This is a genomic window from Paenibacillus sp. BJ-4, assembly GCF_020404765.1.
Taxonomy (GTDB): domain Bacteria; phylum Bacillota; class Bacilli; order Paenibacillales; family Paenibacillaceae; genus Paenibacillus.
Map to the genome: position 1 here is coordinate 45,239 of NZ_JAIVEM010000091.1, position 20,809 is coordinate 66,047.

General features: G+C 48.9%; 17 protein-coding genes and 1 riboswitch. Of the genes, 1 reads left to right on the forward strand and 16 read right to left on the reverse strand.

Going from position 1 to position 20,809, the window contains the following annotated elements; all coding sequences use genetic code 11:
* Positions 1 to 17: 17 nt before the first annotated feature.
* The 13 genes from LCF57_RS16270 to LCF57_RS16330 all read right to left on the reverse strand — a co-directional run bounded on the left by LCF57_RS16270 (position 18) and on the right by LCF57_RS16330 (position 13,900).
* Positions 18 to 515: a hypothetical protein gene (locus tag LCF57_RS16270; protein ID WP_318840700.1), complete on the reverse strand. Its 498-nt coding sequence runs from the start codon at positions 513 to 515 to the stop codon at positions 18 to 20.
* A 124-nt stretch (positions 516 to 639) separates the two neighbouring features.
* Positions 640 to 1,617, reverse strand: a complete 978-nt coding sequence (locus LCF57_RS16275; RefSeq protein ID WP_226001640.1) for an LCP family protein — start codon at positions 1,615 to 1,617, stop codon at positions 640 to 642.
* Between the two features lie 14 nt (positions 1,618 to 1,631).
* Complete coding sequence (locus LCF57_RS16280) at positions 1,632 to 2,972, reverse strand: UDP-glucose dehydrogenase family protein (RefSeq protein WP_226001641.1); 1,341 nt, start codon at positions 2,970 to 2,972, stop codon at positions 1,632 to 1,634.
* Between the two features lie 51 nt (positions 2,973 to 3,023).
* Positions 3,024 to 3,833 (reverse strand): WecB/TagA/CpsF family glycosyltransferase, encoded by an 810-nt coding sequence (locus LCF57_RS16285; RefSeq protein ID WP_226001642.1) that lies wholly within the window; start codon positions 3,831 to 3,833, stop codon positions 3,024 to 3,026.
* Positions 3,811 to 5,052 (reverse strand): glycosyltransferase family 4 protein, encoded by a 1,242-nt coding sequence (locus tag LCF57_RS16290; protein ID WP_226001643.1) that lies wholly within the window; start codon positions 5,050 to 5,052, stop codon positions 3,811 to 3,813. The genes LCF57_RS16285 and LCF57_RS16290 overlap by 23 nt, the downstream gene beginning before the upstream one ends.
* A complete protein-coding gene (locus LCF57_RS16295; protein WP_226001644.1) occupies positions 5,049 to 6,299 on the reverse strand; it encodes a glycosyltransferase family 4 protein in 1,251 nt (416 codons plus the stop codon). The genes LCF57_RS16290 and LCF57_RS16295 overlap by 4 nt, the downstream gene beginning before the upstream one ends.
* Before the next feature lie 695 nt (positions 6,300 to 6,994).
* Complete coding sequence (locus tag LCF57_RS16300) at positions 6,995 to 8,263, reverse strand: hypothetical protein (RefSeq protein ID WP_226001645.1); 1,269 nt, start codon at positions 8,261 to 8,263, stop codon at positions 6,995 to 6,997.
* On the reverse strand, positions 8,250 to 9,593 hold the full coding sequence (locus LCF57_RS16305) for a flippase (protein WP_226001646.1): 1,344 nt from the start codon (positions 9,591 to 9,593) through the stop codon (positions 8,250 to 8,252). The genes LCF57_RS16300 and LCF57_RS16305 overlap by 14 nt, the downstream gene beginning before the upstream one ends.
* Positions 9,594 to 9,715: 122 nt before the next feature.
* The gene (gene gmd / locus LCF57_RS16310; protein WP_226001647.1) at positions 9,716 to 10,705 is read right to left on the reverse strand and encodes a GDP-mannose 4,6-dehydratase; all 990 of its coding nucleotides are present in this window, start codon (positions 10,703 to 10,705) and stop codon (positions 9,716 to 9,718) included.
* 21 nt (positions 10,706 to 10,726) lie between these two features.
* On the reverse strand, positions 10,727 to 11,665 hold the full coding sequence (fcl, locus tag LCF57_RS16315; RefSeq protein WP_226001648.1) for a GDP-L-fucose synthase: 939 nt from the start codon (positions 11,663 to 11,665) through the stop codon (positions 10,727 to 10,729).
* A gap of 32 nt (positions 11,666 to 11,697) precedes the next feature.
* Positions 11,698 to 12,396 (reverse strand): sugar transferase, encoded by a 699-nt coding sequence (locus LCF57_RS16320; RefSeq protein WP_226001649.1) that lies wholly within the window; start codon positions 12,394 to 12,396, stop codon positions 11,698 to 11,700.
* 87 nt (positions 12,397 to 12,483) lie between these two features.
* Positions 12,484 to 13,170, reverse strand: a complete 687-nt coding sequence (locus tag LCF57_RS16325; protein WP_226001650.1) for a CpsD/CapB family tyrosine-protein kinase — start codon at positions 13,168 to 13,170, stop codon at positions 12,484 to 12,486.
* On the reverse strand, positions 13,151 to 13,900 hold the full coding sequence (locus LCF57_RS16330; RefSeq protein ID WP_226001651.1) for a YveK family protein: 750 nt from the start codon (positions 13,898 to 13,900) through the stop codon (positions 13,151 to 13,153). Before LCF57_RS16330 ends, LCF57_RS16325 begins: the two co-directional genes overlap by 20 nt.
* A 331-nt stretch (positions 13,901 to 14,231) precedes the next feature.
* Here LCF57_RS16330 and LCF57_RS16335 point away from each other — a divergent pair, with 331 nt between their 5' ends.
* Complete coding sequence (locus LCF57_RS16335) at positions 14,232 to 14,600, forward strand: helix-turn-helix domain-containing protein (RefSeq protein ID WP_226001652.1); 369 nt, start codon at positions 14,232 to 14,234, stop codon at positions 14,598 to 14,600.
* Positions 14,601 to 15,146: 546 nt separating this feature from the next.
* On the opposite strand, the gene LCF57_RS16340 is transcribed toward LCF57_RS16335, so the two are convergent.
* From LCF57_RS16340 to LCF57_RS16350, 3 genes are all read right to left on the reverse strand, one after another.
* Positions 15,147 to 17,441, reverse strand: a complete 2,295-nt coding sequence (locus LCF57_RS16340; RefSeq protein WP_226001653.1) for a hypothetical protein — start codon at positions 17,439 to 17,441, stop codon at positions 15,147 to 15,149.
* A 48-nt stretch (positions 17,442 to 17,489) separates the two neighbouring features.
* Complete coding sequence (locus LCF57_RS16345; protein WP_226001654.1) at positions 17,490 to 19,091, reverse strand: glycosyl hydrolase; 1,602 nt, start codon at positions 19,089 to 19,091, stop codon at positions 17,490 to 17,492.
* A gap of 14 nt (positions 19,092 to 19,105) precedes the next feature.
* A riboswitch (cyclic di-GMP riboswitch) is annotated at positions 19,106 to 19,186 on the reverse strand.
* Positions 19,187 to 19,342: 156 nt separating this feature from the next.
* Complete coding sequence (locus LCF57_RS16350) at positions 19,343 to 20,719, reverse strand: sugar phosphate nucleotidyltransferase (RefSeq protein ID WP_226001655.1); 1,377 nt, start codon at positions 20,717 to 20,719, stop codon at positions 19,343 to 19,345.
* Positions 20,720 to 20,809: the final 90 nt, after the last annotated feature.

Sequence of the window (20,809 nt, forward strand, 5' to 3'; positions counted from 1 at the left end):
GAAACACCTTGTCACGTCTATTCCTTTTCCTTGTATACCCAAAGGACCCGCCACTCCTCACCTTCCTGCGTCACATAACAAGGCTGTACAATATCAAAAATGCCGAATCGGGTCTTGTAATGCTGGGTGACTTTAATACGGTAGGCCTTACCTACCTCTTCTTCCTCCTGATCTGTACGAATATCATATTCAGCCTGCGGCTCTCCCAGCTCAAACGTAAACGTATCCGTCCCCATATCCTGCATAAAAACGTGCGCACGCTGCTGCACATACGTAGACTTCTCGAATTTTTTCTTCATTTGTGAATGAAAAAGCTCCCATGAGCCTCCGAAATTTCCCGCTTGCTCCATGGCGTAAAATTCGTTCAGCACTTTTACCGCTTGTTCATCCTCCCCCGTAGCCATAACTCCACGCAGTCCCAGCCACAGCAGCCATAACAATCCACATATCAATGCAAAATACAGCAGCTTGCGGATGAACATGAACATTGAAGCTGCTCTCCTTCTAAATAACACCCATTGTCCCTCCCTCTGTTGGACGATCTACTGGATACTCTACAGATGTATGTGGGACAAGCTGAGTTTAGAAGAAAATAACGGGTTCGCTCCTTAAAGAGCACCCGCCTTGGATTGAGCTTGCTTAAAGTGATACGGCCGTGGTGAGCAGATGCTTCTCCAGTAGGTCATGAATACGCTGACGTTCCTGATCATCCACGATATAATAATACACTCCGTTGATCTTGCGCCCTTGCCCCTTTAACTCAACCGTATCTGTCTGCTTGAGGGACGGGCCGATCCGGGTCAGGAAGGTTGTCATATCGTCAAAGGTCATATCCGTGCGAATTTGTTCTCCCGCTGCCTCCAGTATCGGTTTTGTCTTCAACAGTCCTTCCTTGCTAACTGACTGTGCAAGAATTTGCTTGAGCAGCTCACGCTGGCGTGCGTTTCTCCCGAGATCCCCACGCGGGTCATCAAAACGCATACGAGCATAGGCCAACGCCTCCGTTCCGCTCAACTTCAGATTTCCCTGTGCAAAATGATGTCCCCCATACTGAAAATCAAGTGGATTGTTAACCGTGACTCCCCCCACCAGATCTACCATTTTTGCAAACCCTTCCATGTTCATCTGTACATAGTAATCTATCGGATGGTTCAAAAAATGCTCTACCGTACGGATCGACATATCCACTCCGCCGAACGCAAAAGCGTGATTGATTTTGTCCTCACGTCCCCTGCCGATCAGCTCTGTTCGCGTATCACGCGGAATGTTGAACATCAGCATAGAGCCTGCGGCCGGATTCACGGACAGAACGATCATGGTATCCGAGCGGCCCGAATCATGAGGACGCCGATCTACGCCCAGCACCAGCACGGTGAACGGCTTGAACTGGGAAATGGCTGCGGGATTGGGTGCACTCATTCCTGTGTCTATACCTGTTGAGCGTACTGCTCCGCCTGTCGCAACAGCAGAGACCACCCCGGGCTGCACAATGCTGCGCGGATGATACATTGCATTGGCCGCCGTTTTAAAGGAATGGTACATATAAGCGGTATAGGCAGCAGCACCTACGAATAACAGCGCCGCAGCACCCAATGTTATTTTCAGCCATCGTTTCATACGGAGCCTCCCCTTTACGGATTCACTACGGACCGCTGATAATCTACATCCATCTTGTTCAATTGCGGCCTGCCGACCGAATAATAGGCAAAGGCGGACTTCCTGATCTGCTCTTCACTGTACACATTGCGTCCGTCGATCATTATAGGATGCTTCATCAGCTCGTTCAGCTCACCGAGCCCCACCTCACCAAACTCCTCCCACTCTGTCAACAGACACAGTGCGTCGCAGCCCTCTGCCGCTTCCCGTGCACTATCCGTCCACGTTACTTCCGAGCTGTCCAGCAGTTTGCGGAAGTTAGCGGTAGCGATCGGATCATATGCACGAATTTGCGCCCCTGCCTCCAGCAGCGACTGCATAATATCCAGCGCCGGGGCATCTCTTACGTCATCTGTATTCGGTTTAAATGCCAGCCCCCATATGCCGATCGTTGCTCCTTCCAGATCACCCAGCGCTTCTTCCAGCTTGCGAATCACATTAAAGCGCTGCCCCTGATTCACTTCCACCACGGATTTCAGCAGCTTGAATTCATAGTCCACATTGCCCGCAATTTGAATCAGCGCTTGTGTATCCTTGGGAAAACAAGAGCCGCCATAGCCAATACCCGCTGACAAAAATGAGGAACCGATCCGCTGATCCAGTCCCATGCCGTGTGCCACGCGTGTAACGTCTGCGCCCACCTTTTCGCAAATGTTTGCAATCTCATTAATAAACGAAATTTTGGTCGCCAAAAAAGCATTCGACGCGTACTTGATCATTTCCGCCGAACGGATATCTGTGGTTAGGATATTGGTGGTGAGCGGCTCGTGCAGCGCAGTCAGCACTGCAGCCACATGCGGGTCGGAAGCTCCGATGATGATGCGATCGGGCTGCAGCGTGTCTATGACTGCCGAGCCTTCACGCAAAAATTCAGGCACCGAGGCTATGCCAAAGGGATAGCTCGTGCGACTCGCAATCCAATTTTGAATACGCTCGTTCGTTCCGACAGGCACCGTACTTTTGGTAACAATCACCTTGTAGCCATTCATGGCATCTGCCACCTCGCAGGCGGCTCCTTCAATATAGGACAGATTGGCTGCACCGTTCGGCAGTGAAGGTGTACCGACCGCCAAAATAATAATCTCCGCGTCCTTCACCGCAGCAATTGTATCTGTTGTAAAGCTCAGTCGGCCCTGCTCGACATTATCTTTGATTAAGGCCTTTAATCCCGGTTCATAAATCGGTACTCCCCCTGTACGCAGCTGACGAATTTTGTCCTCATTCTGATCGATACAGACGACGGTATTGCCGAGTGCAGCAAAACAGACCCCCGACACCAGTCCGACATACCCGGCACCCAATACACATAACTTCAAAGCAATTCCCCCTTTTACATGCTGTCTCACTGCATCATGCTTTTGCCCGCTTCACTTCTCTACGCCTCTCCCTGAATGCTGATTATCATAGAGCGTGAGCCGTTTATTTCGCCGATAGGATTTGAGAAAACGATAGATATACACCGGATTGTTATAGGCGTACCTCTTCCATAAACGCTTTGGCTCACAGATCAGACGGTACAGCCATTCCAGTCCCAGCTTTTGTACCGTTAACGGCGGTCTGCGAACCTTTCCGGTAATATAGTCAAAGGCTGCTCCTACCCCGATCATCACGCCACGAACGCGATCTTTGTTGCGATACATCCATATTTCCTGCTTCGGGCAGCCCAAGCTGACGAATATGATATGTGCGCCTGACGCATTGATTTCATGAATGACCCGTTCCTCCTCTTCCGGCTGGAGCTCTCGAAATGGCGGTGAAAAGCTGCCTGCGATGCGGATTCCAGGGTAATCCTGTCTCATCCTTTCCTTTAAGCTATCCAGCGTATCCGGCGTACTGCCGTAAAAATATACGCTCACCTCCGTCTGTTGCGCACGCTCGCACAACTTGAGCATCAGACTGGGACCATCCACCCGATCCTGACGCTCAAATCCGTACATTTTAAGCGCCCATACCAGCGGCATACCATCCGGAGTACATAAATCTGCACAAGTGAGCGCTTCGTGGAACTCAGGCTGATTCCCCGCCGTGACAATCGAATGCGTGTTGCAAATACAGACATAGCTATTCTTTCGTCCGGCTGCCCATTGCTCCAGCGTGTGCACTGTCTCCTGAAACGTAAGCGCCGCGATTTCTGCGTCTGCGATCCTTCCGACTCTATACTGGGGCAGCTGCTTCATATTTACGCTCCTCCATGGCCTCGCTATATATCGCCATCAACTGCTTAACATTTACTTCCTCCGTATAGCGTGCATTATATATTTCCGATACCTTCTGTCTCATCGCTGTGTAGTTTTCATAGGCTACTGCACGGCGAATCACGGTTTTTATATTTTCCAAATCATCATGTTGAAAATGGAAACCCGTCTCCCCATCCTCTACCACTTCCTCCAGTGCACCGATTCGGCTGCACAGCACCGGAGTTCCGACCGAATAGGACTCTACAATCGTCATGGGAAAGCCTTCATACCAAATGGAAGGCACCATGACATACATGGCCCGACTCATGCAATCCAGCACCGTGTCTCCGTCCTGCTTGCCGAGAAACCGAATATCCTCTTGCGGGTAAGCGGCGGCCAGTTCAGCCTTTTCCGGGCCGTCCCCAATGATGACCAGTCTCAATCCGCCCCGATCTCCCAGCTGTGACCAGGCTTGCAGCAGATTGCGCACCCCTTTTTCCCGTGAGATCCGTCCTACAAATAACAGATAACGATCATTGGGGTCATACTTGGCTTCCATTGTTTTAGGGTGGATAAAATTCGGCTTTACTGCGATGCGGTCCAGCGGAATGCCGCTTTCTGCAAATTTGTCCCGTGCAAACTCCGTCAGCGCAATGTAGCGACTTACCTTGTGCTGCCATGTACCGATCAGCTCGTTGAACTTAATCATCGCCGCCACCGGAATCGTCTGAAGCTGCGAGCCCCGGTAGCATCCATGACGAATGGAGTGCAGCAGGCTGCCGTGCAGGCATTTTTCACAAACCTCATTTCCCCGCATAAAGGTCGCCGCCGGGCAAATCAGCCTGTAATTATGCAGTGTCTGGACAACAGGAATCCCCAGCCGTTCACAGGCATGATAGACCGAAGGAGAAATGACCGGAAAAAAATTGTGCACATGCACCACATCTGGCTTTACCTGCAACAGCAGCTTTTTGATTCTTTTGAATTCCGGTAGGGACCATGCCGCTTCCACTGCCAGCTTTGCCATATTCGCCAGCCCTTTGCTCTGAATGTTGTCGTTATGCACATAATAATGCTCTGTCTCTATGCCTCTGGAACGCAACATGGCCGACTCTTGCTCGACAACTTTGTCTTCTCCTCCGCTTTGCTGATAAAAGTTGTGTATGATTAGCACCTTGCTCACAGGAGGATTCATCCGTCTGCTGACCTGTTCTCTCACGTAGCTGCCCCTCTTTCCTGCGTTGATTGTAGGGGACGTCCAGAATCCACCGGCTTCATCGGCTGATGGCTTAATATTTCATCTGCAATCCGGTCCCACGACATATGCTCAACGGTAAGAAATGCCTGCTCAGCCATGCTTCGTCTCAGCTCAGTGTTGTCCAGCAAAGCAGATATTCGGCCAGCCCATTCCTCCTCCGAGAAGCTCCTTAGCATTACACCGCTCACTCCGTCCTCAATCAAGGTAACCGAACCACCGTTCACCGAAGAAATAATCGGGACGCGAAACAGCATGCTTTCCAGCAGTACCATCCCAAAAATGTCGTAATGCGTCGGAAATAGCATGAGGTCAGCCGCACCGTAAATCTGCCACAGATGACGCTGCTCGACTCTTGAAAAATGCAAAATGCTGTCTGTCAGCCCCAGCCCATGTGCATAGGTCCAGTAGCGATCTGTATCCGCCTTCCGTCCATCCCCGACGATTAGCAAAAGGCAATCGGGATGCTTTTGGAGTAACTCTTTGAACATGCTCAGCATAAAACGTATATTTCTTCGTTCCTCCAGTACGCCGACGTACAGCAGCACAGGGCGATTCCCAATTCGTCTCAGCTCATCCGCGACCTCGTGGTTTTCATCATGTTCGTCGCTACCGTCGTTGTTACTGTTCTCATGGTCGGCACTATTGAATGCTCTCTCTACTTTGCTGCGATCCAGTTTGCTGCGATCCAGTCCGACCCCAATCGTAACCACGTTGTCAAAGCCTTTATTCTCCAGATAACGCTTGGCGAGATCGGATTTGGCGTAGGTACAGCGAACGGACTTTGCTACCTTCGGCAGCAGTAATGCATCGTACAGCTTGCGGACCAGCGCATGTGTATGATCCCGGTATGGGCCGTGATACAGCACCAGCTTCTCGGGACATTTGCGGGAAAGCAGATAGGTCATCATCTGGTTGTATTCTGTGGTGATAACCAAATCATAAGCAGCCAAAAACGAATCTTTGAGGACATCCCGGTAGATGCTGTTGCTCAGGAACTTAAGTCCGTGAAGCCAGATGATGCGCAAGGTGCAGTCTTCATGACAGTAGACCTGTTCCAGACGGGTTTCCTTGTGATCGTTGTAGTAGACAATATCGCAATCGTAGCCTTTACGAACGAGCGCTTTACCCAAGCCGACTTCCTGCAGATTGTATGAGGCTCCGTTCACCTTGCTGGCAAAGTTGCGAAGATACAATATTTTTTGAATCATCATCAGGCTCCTGCCATTACATATTGGGTGAGTTATGGTGTGCGGGGTGAGGGCGCTACATGGATGGATCATTCTTCCGATCGCTGTTACCCCCGGATTTCATCTGATTATATAGACCCTTTAAAGGGTAAAATCCGGGGATAAAGGCGAACGCTATCGCTTCTTCAGAACGATTCCATTCACTCCGCTGCTGACCGCCGTATCCATAAAGTCACCCTATTTTTAAAAAGGGAGCTTTGGCATTAAATGCCCCGCTGCGCGGGTGGCGGGCAGATGTGCGCGGGTATTGACTGCGCCGAACGGCTTGCGAGCTTGCCATAACCCGTACCAAGCTCACAAGCCAGCATGGCATACTATCACCGGGCTGACCAAGTGGCCTTAACTATGCTGGATTGTTGCCTACCGGGAGTGCTATTCATCAAGCTCTGTCACCTTGACAGAGCACTATACCAAGCGTTAACTACGCGGGATGCATGCCCGGCGTGAAGTTCGCGGCGATAGGGCGCAGCTATCGCCGGACGGCTCTTCCCTCCCCCACTTTGTAAGCTGGGGGAAATTCTTTTTGGCGGCGGCAGGACGTAGCGGAGGGTAGGATTTGAATCTGGAGAAGCGGCAGCGTTCGCCTTTGACGGGGGATTCCGCCCTCCTACAGAGCCTATTAATCCAAGGAATCCCACGTCAACAGCATCGGAAGATCAAATCCGTCCCGAAGCGGTCTCCCCCCTCCAAACCGAATGTTCGCCCTGTCGCAGTCTTTCCTCTGTCATCTGCATTCGGAAGTGGTCTGCCCCTTTAAGCTGGGCGGCTGCCATATCCGCCACCAAAGTCACGCTCGCTTCCATCGGCACAAAGCGGTATTTGTAGGCTGTTAGCCGATGATCCGTTTCGTGAAATAAAATGTCCTGTGCATAATTGCCCCAACGATCCTTGGGCATCAGATCAATCGTCATACCAGCATGTGCAGAGGGCAGCAGCATATTGGAGCCATGAATGCCTATGACCAATCGGCTGGCTGCATATACCTTGCATATCCGCAGCTCACTTTCGCGGTCAAAACGTGCAACACGCTCGTCGGCAATCCATGCCGGGAAGCGCCCAGTACGCCCTAGTCCGGCGACTGTAAATCGTTGATCGGGAAAGGATTCCCGCAGTCTGCGGAACAAACGGATGATTTTGCTGCGCTGATGATAAATCAGCGGCTTCAATCCACGCTTGAGCTGCGGAAATTTCTGCACCGCCCTTGCAATATGATGGCTGCCGCTCCACAAGCGGTCTTCCCTCCATACGAAGGTAATGCGTGGCTCTGACTCACGCTCCTCGTCATAGCGGGGGATACCCGTAAACTGCTCAATATCAAACTGATTGGGATGTGAATACGCCGGGCTGACATACACCTCTTCGAAGCGCATCAATTCCTCAATCATCCGATGATGCAGCACAGGATGAAAGTTTCGTGCCTTGCTGAACGGCACATCGACCGTCCAGATTTCCGTCACATAAGCGGGTACCATCCACTCCAGCGGCTTTTGCACAATGACGATGATCCCCAGTTCCGGCGATTGTTCGTATTCACGTTGCACATTGAGCAGCTTGAGCAAAGCATGACCATACAAATAATCCACCGTGTTGACGATGATGACGCGCTCGAAAGCCTTCATTTTATGCACGGTCATGCCGACCGTTAAATCATAGGAAGGATTCATCAACGATTGCCGCAAAGGCTCTCCAAGCCATTTTCTCGACTTCGCATCACCGGTCAGGATATAATCGGGCATTTCCACTCGATAAGGTGAATATGTAGCATGACCGACTCGCATATCCTCGATATACTCACGTCCACAGTCCTCACAGCAAGTGCTGACACATACGTGGATTCCCTGCCACAGCACCTCTCCACCGCGTACCTTGCCTCCACAATGCGGGCACTGATCTTCATGACGAACAAACGGTTTAATGGGTATCATGATCGTTCTCTCCAACTTTCGGTACTGTAATATGAACACGCCAGAAGGTTAGAATGGACTTCATCATCCAACCCAGATTGGCTTTGACCTCTTTAAACAGCACATCTAATAGAAATACAGATATTGTGAAAGACAAGATCGTCGCCACCAACGACCCCCGCACACCGAGCAGCGGGATCAGCGCGTAATTAAAAGCTACATTCGTGCCTGCGCCCACCAGCGAGGTCAGCAGCGTGTATTTGAACAAATTTTCATTGGTAATATACAAGCTTTTGGCAACACTGAAATTGGTAAAAAACAGACGAATCGCAAACAGGGACAGCAGTGAGCCTGCTTCGGTGAATTCCCTCCCGTAGAGCACAATCACCACCCATTGGGATAAAAAAAATAACGGGACCGAGGTCACGAGAAAACAGATAAACATCAGCCGATACACATTAGACAATGTCTGTCTGTATTCGTCGTTTCCTTTCAGCTTGGAACGGGTCACCACCGGTGCATAGGCCGTCGTAAGAACGACCGGAATAAAGCCCAGCACTTCGATAAGTCGGAGCGCAACAGAGTATTGTCCGACTGCCGCATTTCCTAACAGTTCACCGATAATGACCTGGTCAATCCGTGCCTGTACATATACAGCTGAAGATGACAAAATAAGCGGCCAGCTATGACTCATGATCCGCCGGGCTATGGTCAGGCGGAACGTCCACATGTTCATACGCCGTCCTTCCTTGCGGAAGAAATACAGCAGCAGCAGGCTCCCCAGAAGGAACTCTCCATGAGCACACAGCGCCACCACCCAAATCGGAACACCGGTTAACAACAAAATGATTTTGGCGGTCGAGCTGAGGACAAAGGCTGTATTTTTGGCAATGACCGTGTATTTGGACAACATCTGCGCCCGGAACCAGTAGTCGATAATATCAAACAGCTGAAACACCGAGGCCGTGGCCAGGATCAGATTGATCAACCGCACCGAGCTGTCCTCCGGTCTGAGCAGCGAAATAAAGGAATAGGACAGTACGATGGCTACCAGAGTGCCCAATAGCTTCAACAGAACCGCCGTACCCAGCAGCTCGTGCTCATCCTTGGGATCTTTAACGAGATCGCGTACCAATATGGAATCAAAACCAAGGGTCGTGAAAATCAGGAACATCCCAAAAAAGGATTCCGCATAATTCCATTTCCCAAGCTCCTCCGGTCCCAGCACTCTTGCCATGATGATACTGACCGCCAGCCCGAACACCATGCGAATCATTTTGTCACCGAACAACCAGGATGTATTCACCAGCAAACTTCTGCGCGGTTTGGCGCGGTTTTTGACTAATGTCATAAGTTTTACTCCATCTTGAAAAATAACCTTGCGTACGGCTTTACAGCATGCCTACTTGTCGATGAGCTGCAATCATGTACAACGAAGAGACCTCCCGGCTACACGGATGGCCCCTCCATGTCTTACACGACGACGGAAGCTTCGACTGCAGCCTGCCTTTTTACCCGCTCCAGGTCTGTATCCACCATCATATGAATGAGCTGCTCGAAGCCTACTTCCAATCGCCAGTCCAGCTTCTCCTTTGCCTTGGCACAATCGCCGAGCAGCAGGTCTACCTCCGCCGGCCGGACAAATTGCGGATCAATAACGACGTAGTCCTCATAATTTAAACCTACATGAGAAAAGGCAATTTGCAGCAACTCGCGTACCGAATGCATCTCTCCTGTGGAAATGACGTAATCATCCGGTTGATCCTGCTGAAGCATCAGCCACATGGCCTTTACATAATCCCCTGCAAACCCCCAGTCCCGCAGTGAATCCAAATTCCCCATACGCAGCTCCTGCTGCAATCCCAGCTTGATACGGGCTACAGCATCCGATACCTTGCGCGTTACAAATTCCAGTCCCCGACGGGGCGATTCATGATTGAACAAAATACCGGAGCAAGCAAACATATCAAAGCTTTCGCGGTAGTTCACCGTAATCCAATGACCGTACACTTTGGCGACACCGTAAGGACTGCGCGGATAAAACGGTGTTGTTTCCGTCTGTGGTGTCTCCACTACCTTACCGAACATCTCACTGCTCGACGCCTGATAAAACCGCGCTTCCGGCTTGGCAATCCGAACCGCCTCCAGCACATTGGTGACGGATAGCGCTGTGATCTGTCCTGTAGCCAATGGCTGCGGCCATGAAGCCGCTACGAAGGATTGAGCAGCCAGGTTGTAGACCTCATCCGGGTCGGATTGACGGACAGCTTCAATCAGGGAAGCCAGATCGGTCATATCACCGGAAATCCAGTGGATATCATTTTGGATATGGGCTACATTTTCAAAATTCGGCGTGCTGGTGCGTCTGCGTACTCCGTACACCTCATAATCCTTGGACAGCAGCAACTCAGCCAAATAGGATCCGTCTTGTCCGGTAATGCCTGTGATCAGCGCTTTTTTCATTCCAATTCCTCCACCATTTTTTTATTTTCCAACCAGATCTAGACCTTGAAATGCCTGATACACAGACTTTAATCCCGCTTCCAGTGAAATACGCGCCGACCAGCCCAAACCGGAAATTCGAGACACATCTACCAACTTGCGTGGCGTTCCATCGGGAGCGGAGGTATTAAAGGTAATTTCACCCTCATAACCGACCACATCCTTCACCCGTTCAGCCAGCTCACGGATAGAAATATCCTCTCCCACGCCGATGTTTACAATTTCATTTCCTTCATAGTTGTTCATCAGGAACAGGCAGGCATCCGCCAAATCATCAGAGTGAAGGAATTCCCGACGCGGCGTGCCGGAGCCCCATACTTCTACAGTTGGAGATTGATTCAGCTTGGCTTCATGAAATTTGCGAATAAGCGCGGGCAGCACATGAGAGGTCTGGAGGTCAAAATTGTCGCCCGGACCGTATAAATTCGTCGGCATCACCGAAATAAAACGAGTTCCATACTGACGATTGTAGGATTGACACATTTTAATTCCGGCAATTTTAGCAATAGCATAAGCCTCGTTGGTAGGCTCAAGCTCACCGGTAAGCAGATACTCCTCCCGCAAGGGCTGCGGAGCAAATTTGGGATAAATGCATGTGGAGCCGAGAAACAACAGCTTGCTTACATTGGCCCGGTATGCCGCATCAATCACATTCGTTTGTATAAGCAGATTGTCACGGATAAAATCGGCCGGATATTCGTTGTTCGCCAAAATCCCGCCAACCTTGGCCGCTGCGAGAAATACATAATCCACAGGCTCTGTTGCAAAAAAGTGGTCTACGGTCTCCTTGTTGCGTAAATCCAGCTCACGACTGGTGCGAGTAATGATGTGTTGATAACCTGCTCCCTGAAGCGCTCGGACAATAGCGGAACCCACCAGTCCGTTATGCCCTGCTACATATATATTGGAATGAAGATCCATACTTATCCCCTACCCTTCTTCATTAAAAAACTTTAAAACGCATCCTTGGAGCCCAGCAGTACACGAAATGTTTTTAGCATGATGATCATATCCGTGCGTAAGCTGCGTCTGGATATGTACTCCAAATCCAGTTCTACCATCTCGTTAAAGCTCAGATGATTGCGACCGCTGACTTGCCATAGCCCGGTACAGCCCGGCGTAACCGTCAGACGCAGCTTATCCCTCACTGTATAATCGTGGACTTCTCTTGGCAGCGGTGGTCTGGGGCCTACCAGACTCATCTGCCCGCGCAGCACATTGAACAACTGCGGCAGCTCGTCTATGCTCGTTCTACGGAGAAACCGGCCCACACGGGTAATTCGGGGATCGTTCCGCATTTTGAACATTGCACCCTCGATTTCATTTTCCAGCAGTAGTGCAGACAATTTTTCCTCAGCATCCGATACCATGGAACGAAATTTGATCATGCGAAACGGACGCTCATTTTTACCAATACGAATTTGATAAAATAACGCGCTTCCTTTCGGGTCTTCTAGCTTAATCAGCAAAATGACAAGCAGGAATACCGGGCATAACACGATGATGCCGATGAAAGACAATATAATGTCCATGCTGCGCTTCACGAACGGGTATAGGCCCAATCCCTGTCGCCGTTCAAGCCCATGAGCGACTGAATATACATCCACTGACGCGCCCAAAACTTCGGCCTCGTTCGAGCGGGAAGAAGACACGTCTCATCACCTCGATCTCTTATTGATAAGTTTTATTTATACATTGTTAAAAGAATTTTATACTCTTCTCATTCTCCCTCTTTTTAGTTATGTCAGGTTGCGTTCCTCCATACCACGCTGCGTGCGGGGATTCGATCGTTTCACATTGTTGAGTACTACGCCCAAAATGCGCGCCTTGACTCTTTCTAAATTTGCCTTCGCCTTCTTAACGACATCCTTTTTGACCTTCCCTGCCTGCACTACCAAAATGACACCATCACACATGGCGCTAACAATGAGACCATCCGGAAAAGACAGTAATGGTGGCGTATCCATCAGGATCACATCATAATGTTCTTTTAACTCAACCAGTAGAGCCTTCATTCTGCGGGAACTGAGCATCTCGGAAGGATTAGGCGGGTTCGGTCCGGCCGTAATTGTATATAGTTGGTCAATCCCGGTTTCCTGAACTACATCCTGCCACGCCTGTTGATTGGCAAGCACCCGTGTCAGCCCCGTATGATTGCGCAAGCCAAACATATGATGCAAGGAGGAGCGACGCAAATCCATATCCATAACCAGCACCTTTTTTCCCTCTTGCGCATAGGTTACAGCCAAATTGCTAATCGTGACCGTCCTCCCTTCACCTGCCTGGGCAGACGCCACCATCATAACCTCAATCGGCTCATCTATAGAGGAAAACTGGATGTTTGTGCGAAGCATACGATACTCCTCCGAAACGGAAGACTGGGCATGCAGGGATGTGACCAGCTGATTATTGATTAATCGCGGCATATTGTCCTTCACCTACCTGTTTTGGAGTTGTAGTGGAGCTGTCAGAGCGTTTATCTTCTTTTTTCATTTTCGTAATCAGAGACAGGGTAGGCAGACCGAGTTCTTTTTCAATATCCTCTTCATTCTTAAAGGTGTCATCCAATACCTCCAGCAAAAACGCCAAGCCTATACCCAGCAACAAGGAGGTGGCAAAGGCAATAAACATCTGTACAGCGGGATTACTGTTCACGGGAATTGCCGGGTCAGTCAAGCTGGCTTCACTTAGAATTGTGACATTGTCCATTTTCATGATAGAGGGAATTTGTCGTTTGAATACTTTGGCTACCGCATTGACGGTTTTCACAGCCTTCGTATACGATAAGTCGCGGACTGTCACATCCATGACCTGTGAATCACCGGCGGTGTTCACTCTTAATTTTTGCGCCAGAACTGACGGAGTAACCTTAAGATCGGGGAAGCTGGCGACCACTTGATCCATAATCGCCGAGGAGATCATAATTTGCTTATAGGAGTTCGTTAAGGCTATATTCGTTTGTACGACGCTGTAATCGACGACACCTGCCCGATCCGGCCGCGGCGTCTGGTTGATAATGAGCTTTGCGGTCGCTTCATAAACCTGAGGGGTAAAATATACATTTTTTATGCCCATTACAGCACACACCAGCAGCACGATACCACCAATTAACCACATTCTTTTTCGGATCACACGGATATACTCTTTCAACTGCACAAGACCAGACCTCCCCTGATTGACTTGTTTTCGATGTGATAACGCTTGTACTGATCCTCTGCATACCGGGGAAAAGAACGGTGCATGAGCCTCTAATCTATAGTAAAATGTTATATAATAGCGCACAGAAGGTCTAGCCAGCGAATAAGCACAACTGCTTAATTGTCGGTGGCCTGTTAAGGTATATAAACCATGATTTACGTTAAAAATACGAAATATAGATACATTATGTAACTTTTGTAACTTATATAACTTAATTTATGATACAAATCGTATCTTGTCAAGCGTAAAATTGCATCTTTCTTAACCTTGGATTCAGGAGGAAAAACAGATGAATTATGGAACCCGCATCGCTGAATTACGAGAACATAAGGGATTAAAACAAGAGGAACTAGCACAATCCCTCGGAATTACGCGGGCGGCTCTTTCTCACTATGAAAAAAATAGACGCAAACCAGACTTTGAGATCCTGAACAAGCTTGCCGATATTTTCGGGGTAACCATTGATTACTTGGTAGGACGCACAAGCCAGCCTACAGCGATATTGGATTCAGATGTGAGAGAGTTTGTGGATCAGCTGGAACTGTCCGATGAGGATATTCTGCGACGTTTCAACCTGACAATTGACGGACGGACCTTGTCTGAGGAAGAAGCTAAGCGCTTTATCGCGTTTGTGCGTATGGAACGAATGATGGAATAAGAATGGCTGCCGCCACTTCATGTCTTTTCAATAGTGCTTGCAGCCGGAAGGAATTTACACGCGCTTGTCCTTCCGGCACTTGATTTTATCTGGGTCGCTCTCTAGACATTCTGGCATCGTGATGCCGCATTGGAGCAAGATGTCACGGATGTCTAGGTGGATGATTGGTTTATCTGCTCTCCGTGCGTTGTTTCGAAGAAGAGGGCTGTTCCCCCTTGATTCTGTCTCCTTGTTCATTCAGCACTAACCTCACTTTATTATTCTTGGTCAATGGAAAAAGAATTCCCTACAAACCATGTATGTATAGCCATGAACAAACCTATTATATATGAATACATACCTGTAATGTTGTCGTCTTATGGCGAGAATGTTAAAGGATTTTCGTGTTTTTTTCTCCATTATACGTAATGTATTGCCAATTCAGTACGATTTACGAATAAAAAAAGAACCTGTCAGGTCCTATTTTTCCTGATAGGTTCTTTTTTGTTTTTTTGCGACGTCAAAACAGATATTCCTCAGTCAAGGTCCTATACTGCCTGGGGGTGATTAAGCGACCTCGGCAGCCCTGGAAACCTGGGTGCCTCCAGTCGCTCGGACTTTGTATGCGTAGTGGCTACCGACTTTCACCGTACGATCTGTATAGGTGCTTCCCGCTACTTGCGAGGCAATTACCTGATACGCCCCGTCTGTCCCATCCGCACGCAGTACATCATAGGAGGATACGCCTTCTGCCTGAAGCCAGTCAATCTTTACTGCCCCATCCTGAACAGGGACGGCTTCTACCCCTGTTGGGGCTGAAGCTGTAGACTGATCTGTACTCTTTAATTTCAAAATATATTGTACCGATTCACCAGGACCCAGCTTTTCTTCAAAATCAAGGGCAGGTGAAGCCTTGAGTCCTGATATGGAACGCTGTGCCTGGCTGTAGGTAGCCCCGGCTCCAAAACGTTCACCGGTGTACACACCAGCTTTCGGCATCGTTACTCGTACACGAATGGTCTGTGCTGAATCTTCAAAATTCACCAGATTCACCAGCAATTTGTCCGAGGTGGCACCGCTGCCTGCCAGCGGTTTAAGCTTGGACGTGTCCACTGCACGAACATAGACCATCTTATCCTTGGTATCCTCTGGATTCAGCACCGTATAAGTCAGCGGCTTACCATGGGTAGCATACGCCAGACTCAAGCGTCTCATGATCTTTACACGACTATCCTGTCCTTGCCCAAACGGGTAGATTTCGGTGCTAGCCGGGTTGTGGTTTTGCAGATCAAAGCCGGTTTTAAAGAGCGTATAATCCTTATAAAACGCAGCATGCTGGATAAACATATCAACAAATCCGATTTGCGAACGCATAATCCGGTCAAAAGCGGCTGCTTGCGGCTGACTAGCCCCGTAATCCGGGTTGTCCCGATGCGTATCGTTCGTACCGAACTCCGTGTTCAGCATCTTCTTGGCCAGCCCGTTGCTCGAACCGCCAAAGGTTTTCAGATTTTGAACGAAGCTGCCTCCACCCTCTTCGTTATAGGATTCGCCATAGGCATGTCCGTTGGTCAGGTCGGTGACGTCTTCCAGTTGCTTACGCTGAGCCGGATCTCGTTCCCATCCATCCGGGTCACCGCATTTAAGCGTACCTCCGGCTTGATTTTTGCACGCCTTTGTGGAATACGTAGGCCAATAGGCCCATCCCGGCGCTACGGTTTTGAGATGCGGTGCCAATTGCTTGCCTTCCGTATTCAACCACTGAGCCACAGCCAGATTGACTGCCTTCGAGCGATTAAACAATCCGGGTTCGTTATCTACTTCATAATATTGAAGGTATGAACCATATTTTTTTACATAATCGCGCAATTTTTGCTTGGCCGTCTCCGGCAGAGAACCATCCTTTTGCAGCTTGATATCGCCTGTATATAAGTACAAAGCGGACGATTGCATATTATACTGCTTCAGCGTTTGATAGTAATCATCCACGTCTGTACATGCCTTGCCCACATTACTGGCACAGGTGACCCTCATGACATTGCCGCTATAAGCAATTCCCAGCCATTTAAGAACGTATGGTAAATGCTTAACCGCACCCTGATCATAATAGAACTCTTTGTTGTTCACATTTGTTCCGGTCAGTATATATTTACCGTGTATCGGCTCGGTAGCAGGTGAAGCTAACGTCTCCAAGCTCAAGTCATCCCAAGTCCACCACACATTTTTATCTTCTGCAGAGGAGCAGTATAGGCAGCGCGCTGTCTTTAGCTTGAGTACGTTAACACCGCTTTGCAATTGCTCTTTGGGGATATACAGTTCGTAGTTGCTTTTGTAATTATATGCACTGCCCGTACCGGAAACCCCGGCGATTTGAATGATACCGGACAGCTGATAATTTGAAAATACAGCCATTTGTGGAACAGCTTTGCCCGCATCCAAAATCCGTACACGGAATATCACCCCATTGGGAGGAACTTGATCCAGCTTATACTGGAGCGACAGTTCAGGATTCGTGGACGCATTCAAGCCGGGAGGAATATCTCCACTGCTGAGCAATACTGGGGCCGTTGTATTCTCTGCTATGGACGTTGCAGACGATACCCCTTTAGCCGACGACTCGGTAGAAGCAGAGGCTGTAGGAATGTTGATATTGTCTCTACCAACCACTCCTCTAAATTCCGCTGAAGAATCATCCCTCTGTCCCAGCTTCCATACTGGACTGGCTGCCGCTACTTTATCCGTCGGCAGTTCTACGCTCCTTGAAGGCGTGTAAATCAACCAAGCGATCAGCGCTATAGCTACGACCCCCAGCAGCCCGGATAATACTGGCGTATACCTGTGGGTCAACCATTTTTTCATCATATGATCCACCCTCTCTCCTCAAAATTTTTGACCGGGAAAGAGAATCTATTAAGGAAGAAACAAAGCGTTACCGGGAACCACCGCTTTCGCTTCATGCTGACTTTCCCACATCAGACGTGCCATCGCGTCGCCATATTCATCATAGTATTCAACTTTTAAATCTACCATTTTACCTGCTTGCAAGGTGATACTGCCCTTGCGCTCTGTCCAGCTTTGCTTAAACCAGCTATCAATAATCAGCTTGCCGTCTACCCATACCCGGATTCCATCATCGGATATCGTTGTAAACGTATAGGTCTCACTATATTGTGGCTTCATTTTACCTGTCCAGCGAACGGAGAACCGATCAGCGTTCACCCTTGCATCAGCTGCGACAGCACGCCAGTTATAGTCCAGCTTGCTATCTGTACGGGTCAAAGCAGCACTACCATCCAGATTCATGTTGTTAAAATATTCACCCCGCAGCCCATTCGCATAAACCATATCCGGAACAGAAGGAGGAGCCGGAGGTGGGGGAACGATCACTACTGGCGGAGCCGGGATAGGCTCGCTTTGCCCCTCGTCCGGTAGGGTTGGTACATCCGTCCCAGGTTGTTGAACTGCTGCCAATCCATTTTTCACATCATCTCGCGTCAAGCTCCTCGAACCATTCATATAATTCTGAATTTGATCCGTTGTGTTATTCTCGGTCAGCATCTTTCCCCAAGTCATGGAATACACCCATTTGGGCTGAGTCTGTAATACCTCAGAGCTGGGCATCTCACCGTGTTCCCCAATGGCAATCGGCTTATCTCCTGCCAACCCGAGCAGACCTTCATAATGGCTTTGTTCAAAATCATTGTTGTAAATGTCTACAGCCAAAATATCTACTTTGTCATCCCCCGGATATTTAGGGGTATACGGGAAGGTATATGAATTAGGAGCATTCGGGCTCCATACCCACAGCAGATTGTCTAGTTGATGTGTGTTTACAAAACGGTCATACATGATATTCCATAGCTGATTGAAATTGTTTTTGTTTCCCCACCAGAACCAGTCACCGTTCATTTCGTGATAAGGTCTCCATAAAACCGGAACACCCGCATCACGAAGCTGCTTTAGCGATACAGCGACCTTATCCAGATCGGCAATGAGGAGGTTATACTGCGCAGTGCCTGGCGTCACGTATTTATTGAACTCCGTCTGGCTTACTTTCGCCTGCACATTGGCCCAAGTCAGTGGTCTACCCGGCAGCGCTTCATGAAAAGTCATCGTCACAATACCGCCGGATCTGCTCCAGCGGATCGCGCTATCGACAACATTTTTACGTTGTGCTGCTTCCGAAGCGGCAGATTGACCTGAGATGGCTCCCATCTCATAGCCGTGCACACCCACATTCGCCTGACTGATTTTTTGGACCTTGTTACTTAATTCATCCGGACTCTCCAAATAATCATGCTGACCGGTGATTATTTTTTTCCCCGAGATGCTGAGTAAATAGCTGTATAGTTCACGGGCCTGAGTAGAAGCGTCCGAATTAACAGGTTGTAATGCAGCGGCATTCGCCACAGACAGAGATTCACCAAAACCGACGGGCAACAAAGAAAAAAGCATAACTACGGGGAGTGCATGACGTATCAGTCGATACAGAGGAATAAAATTGAATCTCACTTTTTGCTCTTCCTTTCGGTAGCCAGGCTGCCATCCCTGCGGAAGGCCCTTTAGCTTTGCGTACCTGCCTTTCGACAGGGCTGCGTTTATCGTTGGAAGGAGTTTGGATTCCTTCTTACCCTAAGTATCGACTTTCTTTTGCCAAAATTTAATAGGACATGTTCATGGATTTACAGGTTTTCGCGCATTTTCGACATTTCGGGTTATAAACGTTCGTCAATTCGTATTTTTTTTCATTTTTACGAAAAAATTTATGAAATAAATTGGTGACGGGAAATTTCATTCCAATCCATGCAAAAACGTACAATATCCTCTTCGACCAGCTCAGACCCCGTCTGCACTTCAATCAAATCCACATCGGTCACGGCCAAAATGCTATGCTTCGTTCCTTCAGGAATACGCACGACATCACCAGCCTTCACTTTGTGCAGCTTTTCATTCAAAATAATTTCCGCTTCACCACTAATAATGGTCCAAATTTCACTGCGTTTGAAATGCAACTGGTAGCTGATGTTTTTACCTTTCCGCACACGGATTCGTTTGGTCAGCACTTCGTTGCCTTCATCATACTTAACATAATCCACAACCCGATACTGCCCCCAACGACGCTCCTCGTACATCGGCCGCTGATCATGAGCTTTGAGCACTTCCTTAATGCGTGGACTTTCCGCCTTATTAGTGACAAGAATGCCGTCCGGGCTGGCTGCAACAATGAGATCATTGGTCCCGATAATCGCTACAGGAATGTCCAGCTCGTTAATGAGACTTGTGTTGACACAATCCTCCGTCACTACCCCTCTACCCACTTGCTGATGGGACATTTCCTCAGTAAGCGTATTCCAGGTACCCAAGTCCTTCCAGAATCCATCATACGGAAGAACCACGATGTCCTTTTCCTTCTCGACTACTTCATAGTCAAAGCTGATTTTTTCCAGAGATGCGTATTGCTTTTGCATTTCTTCATAGTTCAGCGGCAAGCCCTTGGCTGCCAAAATATCAAGCAAATAGCTTAATTTGAATGCAAAAACCCCGCAGTTCCATAGAGCATTGCGTTCAATTAGACGCTCCGCCTGCTCACGGTCGGGTTTCTCTTGAAAATGGCTTACTTCGCGGTAGCCTGTGCTACCTTGTACGGCATCATTTTTCGGAATAATATAACCATATTTCTCAGATGGATAGGAAGGGACGACCCCAATTAATGCAAGCTTGCCTTCACTCTCCTGCAGTGTGTGCTCCAACTGGGCAACTGTAGCAAAGAAGGCATCCTCTACATAAGGATCTACAGGCAATATAGCAATAACTTCATCAGGCGAAACACCAGCGATGGAATACAGATAAGTCGCTGTCAGCGCAATGGCAGGAAAGGTATCTCTGCGTTCAGGCTCAACGATGATGCGCGTATTCTGTCCGACCTGACTCTGGATCATTTCGACTTGAGCTCTCCCTGTCGCAATAAACGAGGAATGGGATAATTGGTTGTCCCCCAACTGTCTCCATACCCGTTGTACCATAGATTCCGAAACCCCCTCCGGGCTCTCCAGAACCTTCAAAAATTGTTTGGAACGGGAATCATTGGACAAAGGCCATAATCTTTTACCGGAACCACCAGACAAAAGTACGAGCTTCATAACTCTCCACTTCCTCTCTATAATGTGTGTATGATCGTTCTGATGATGAGTTGACTACCCGCTACGGAATGCATTTGATCTTATGATCGC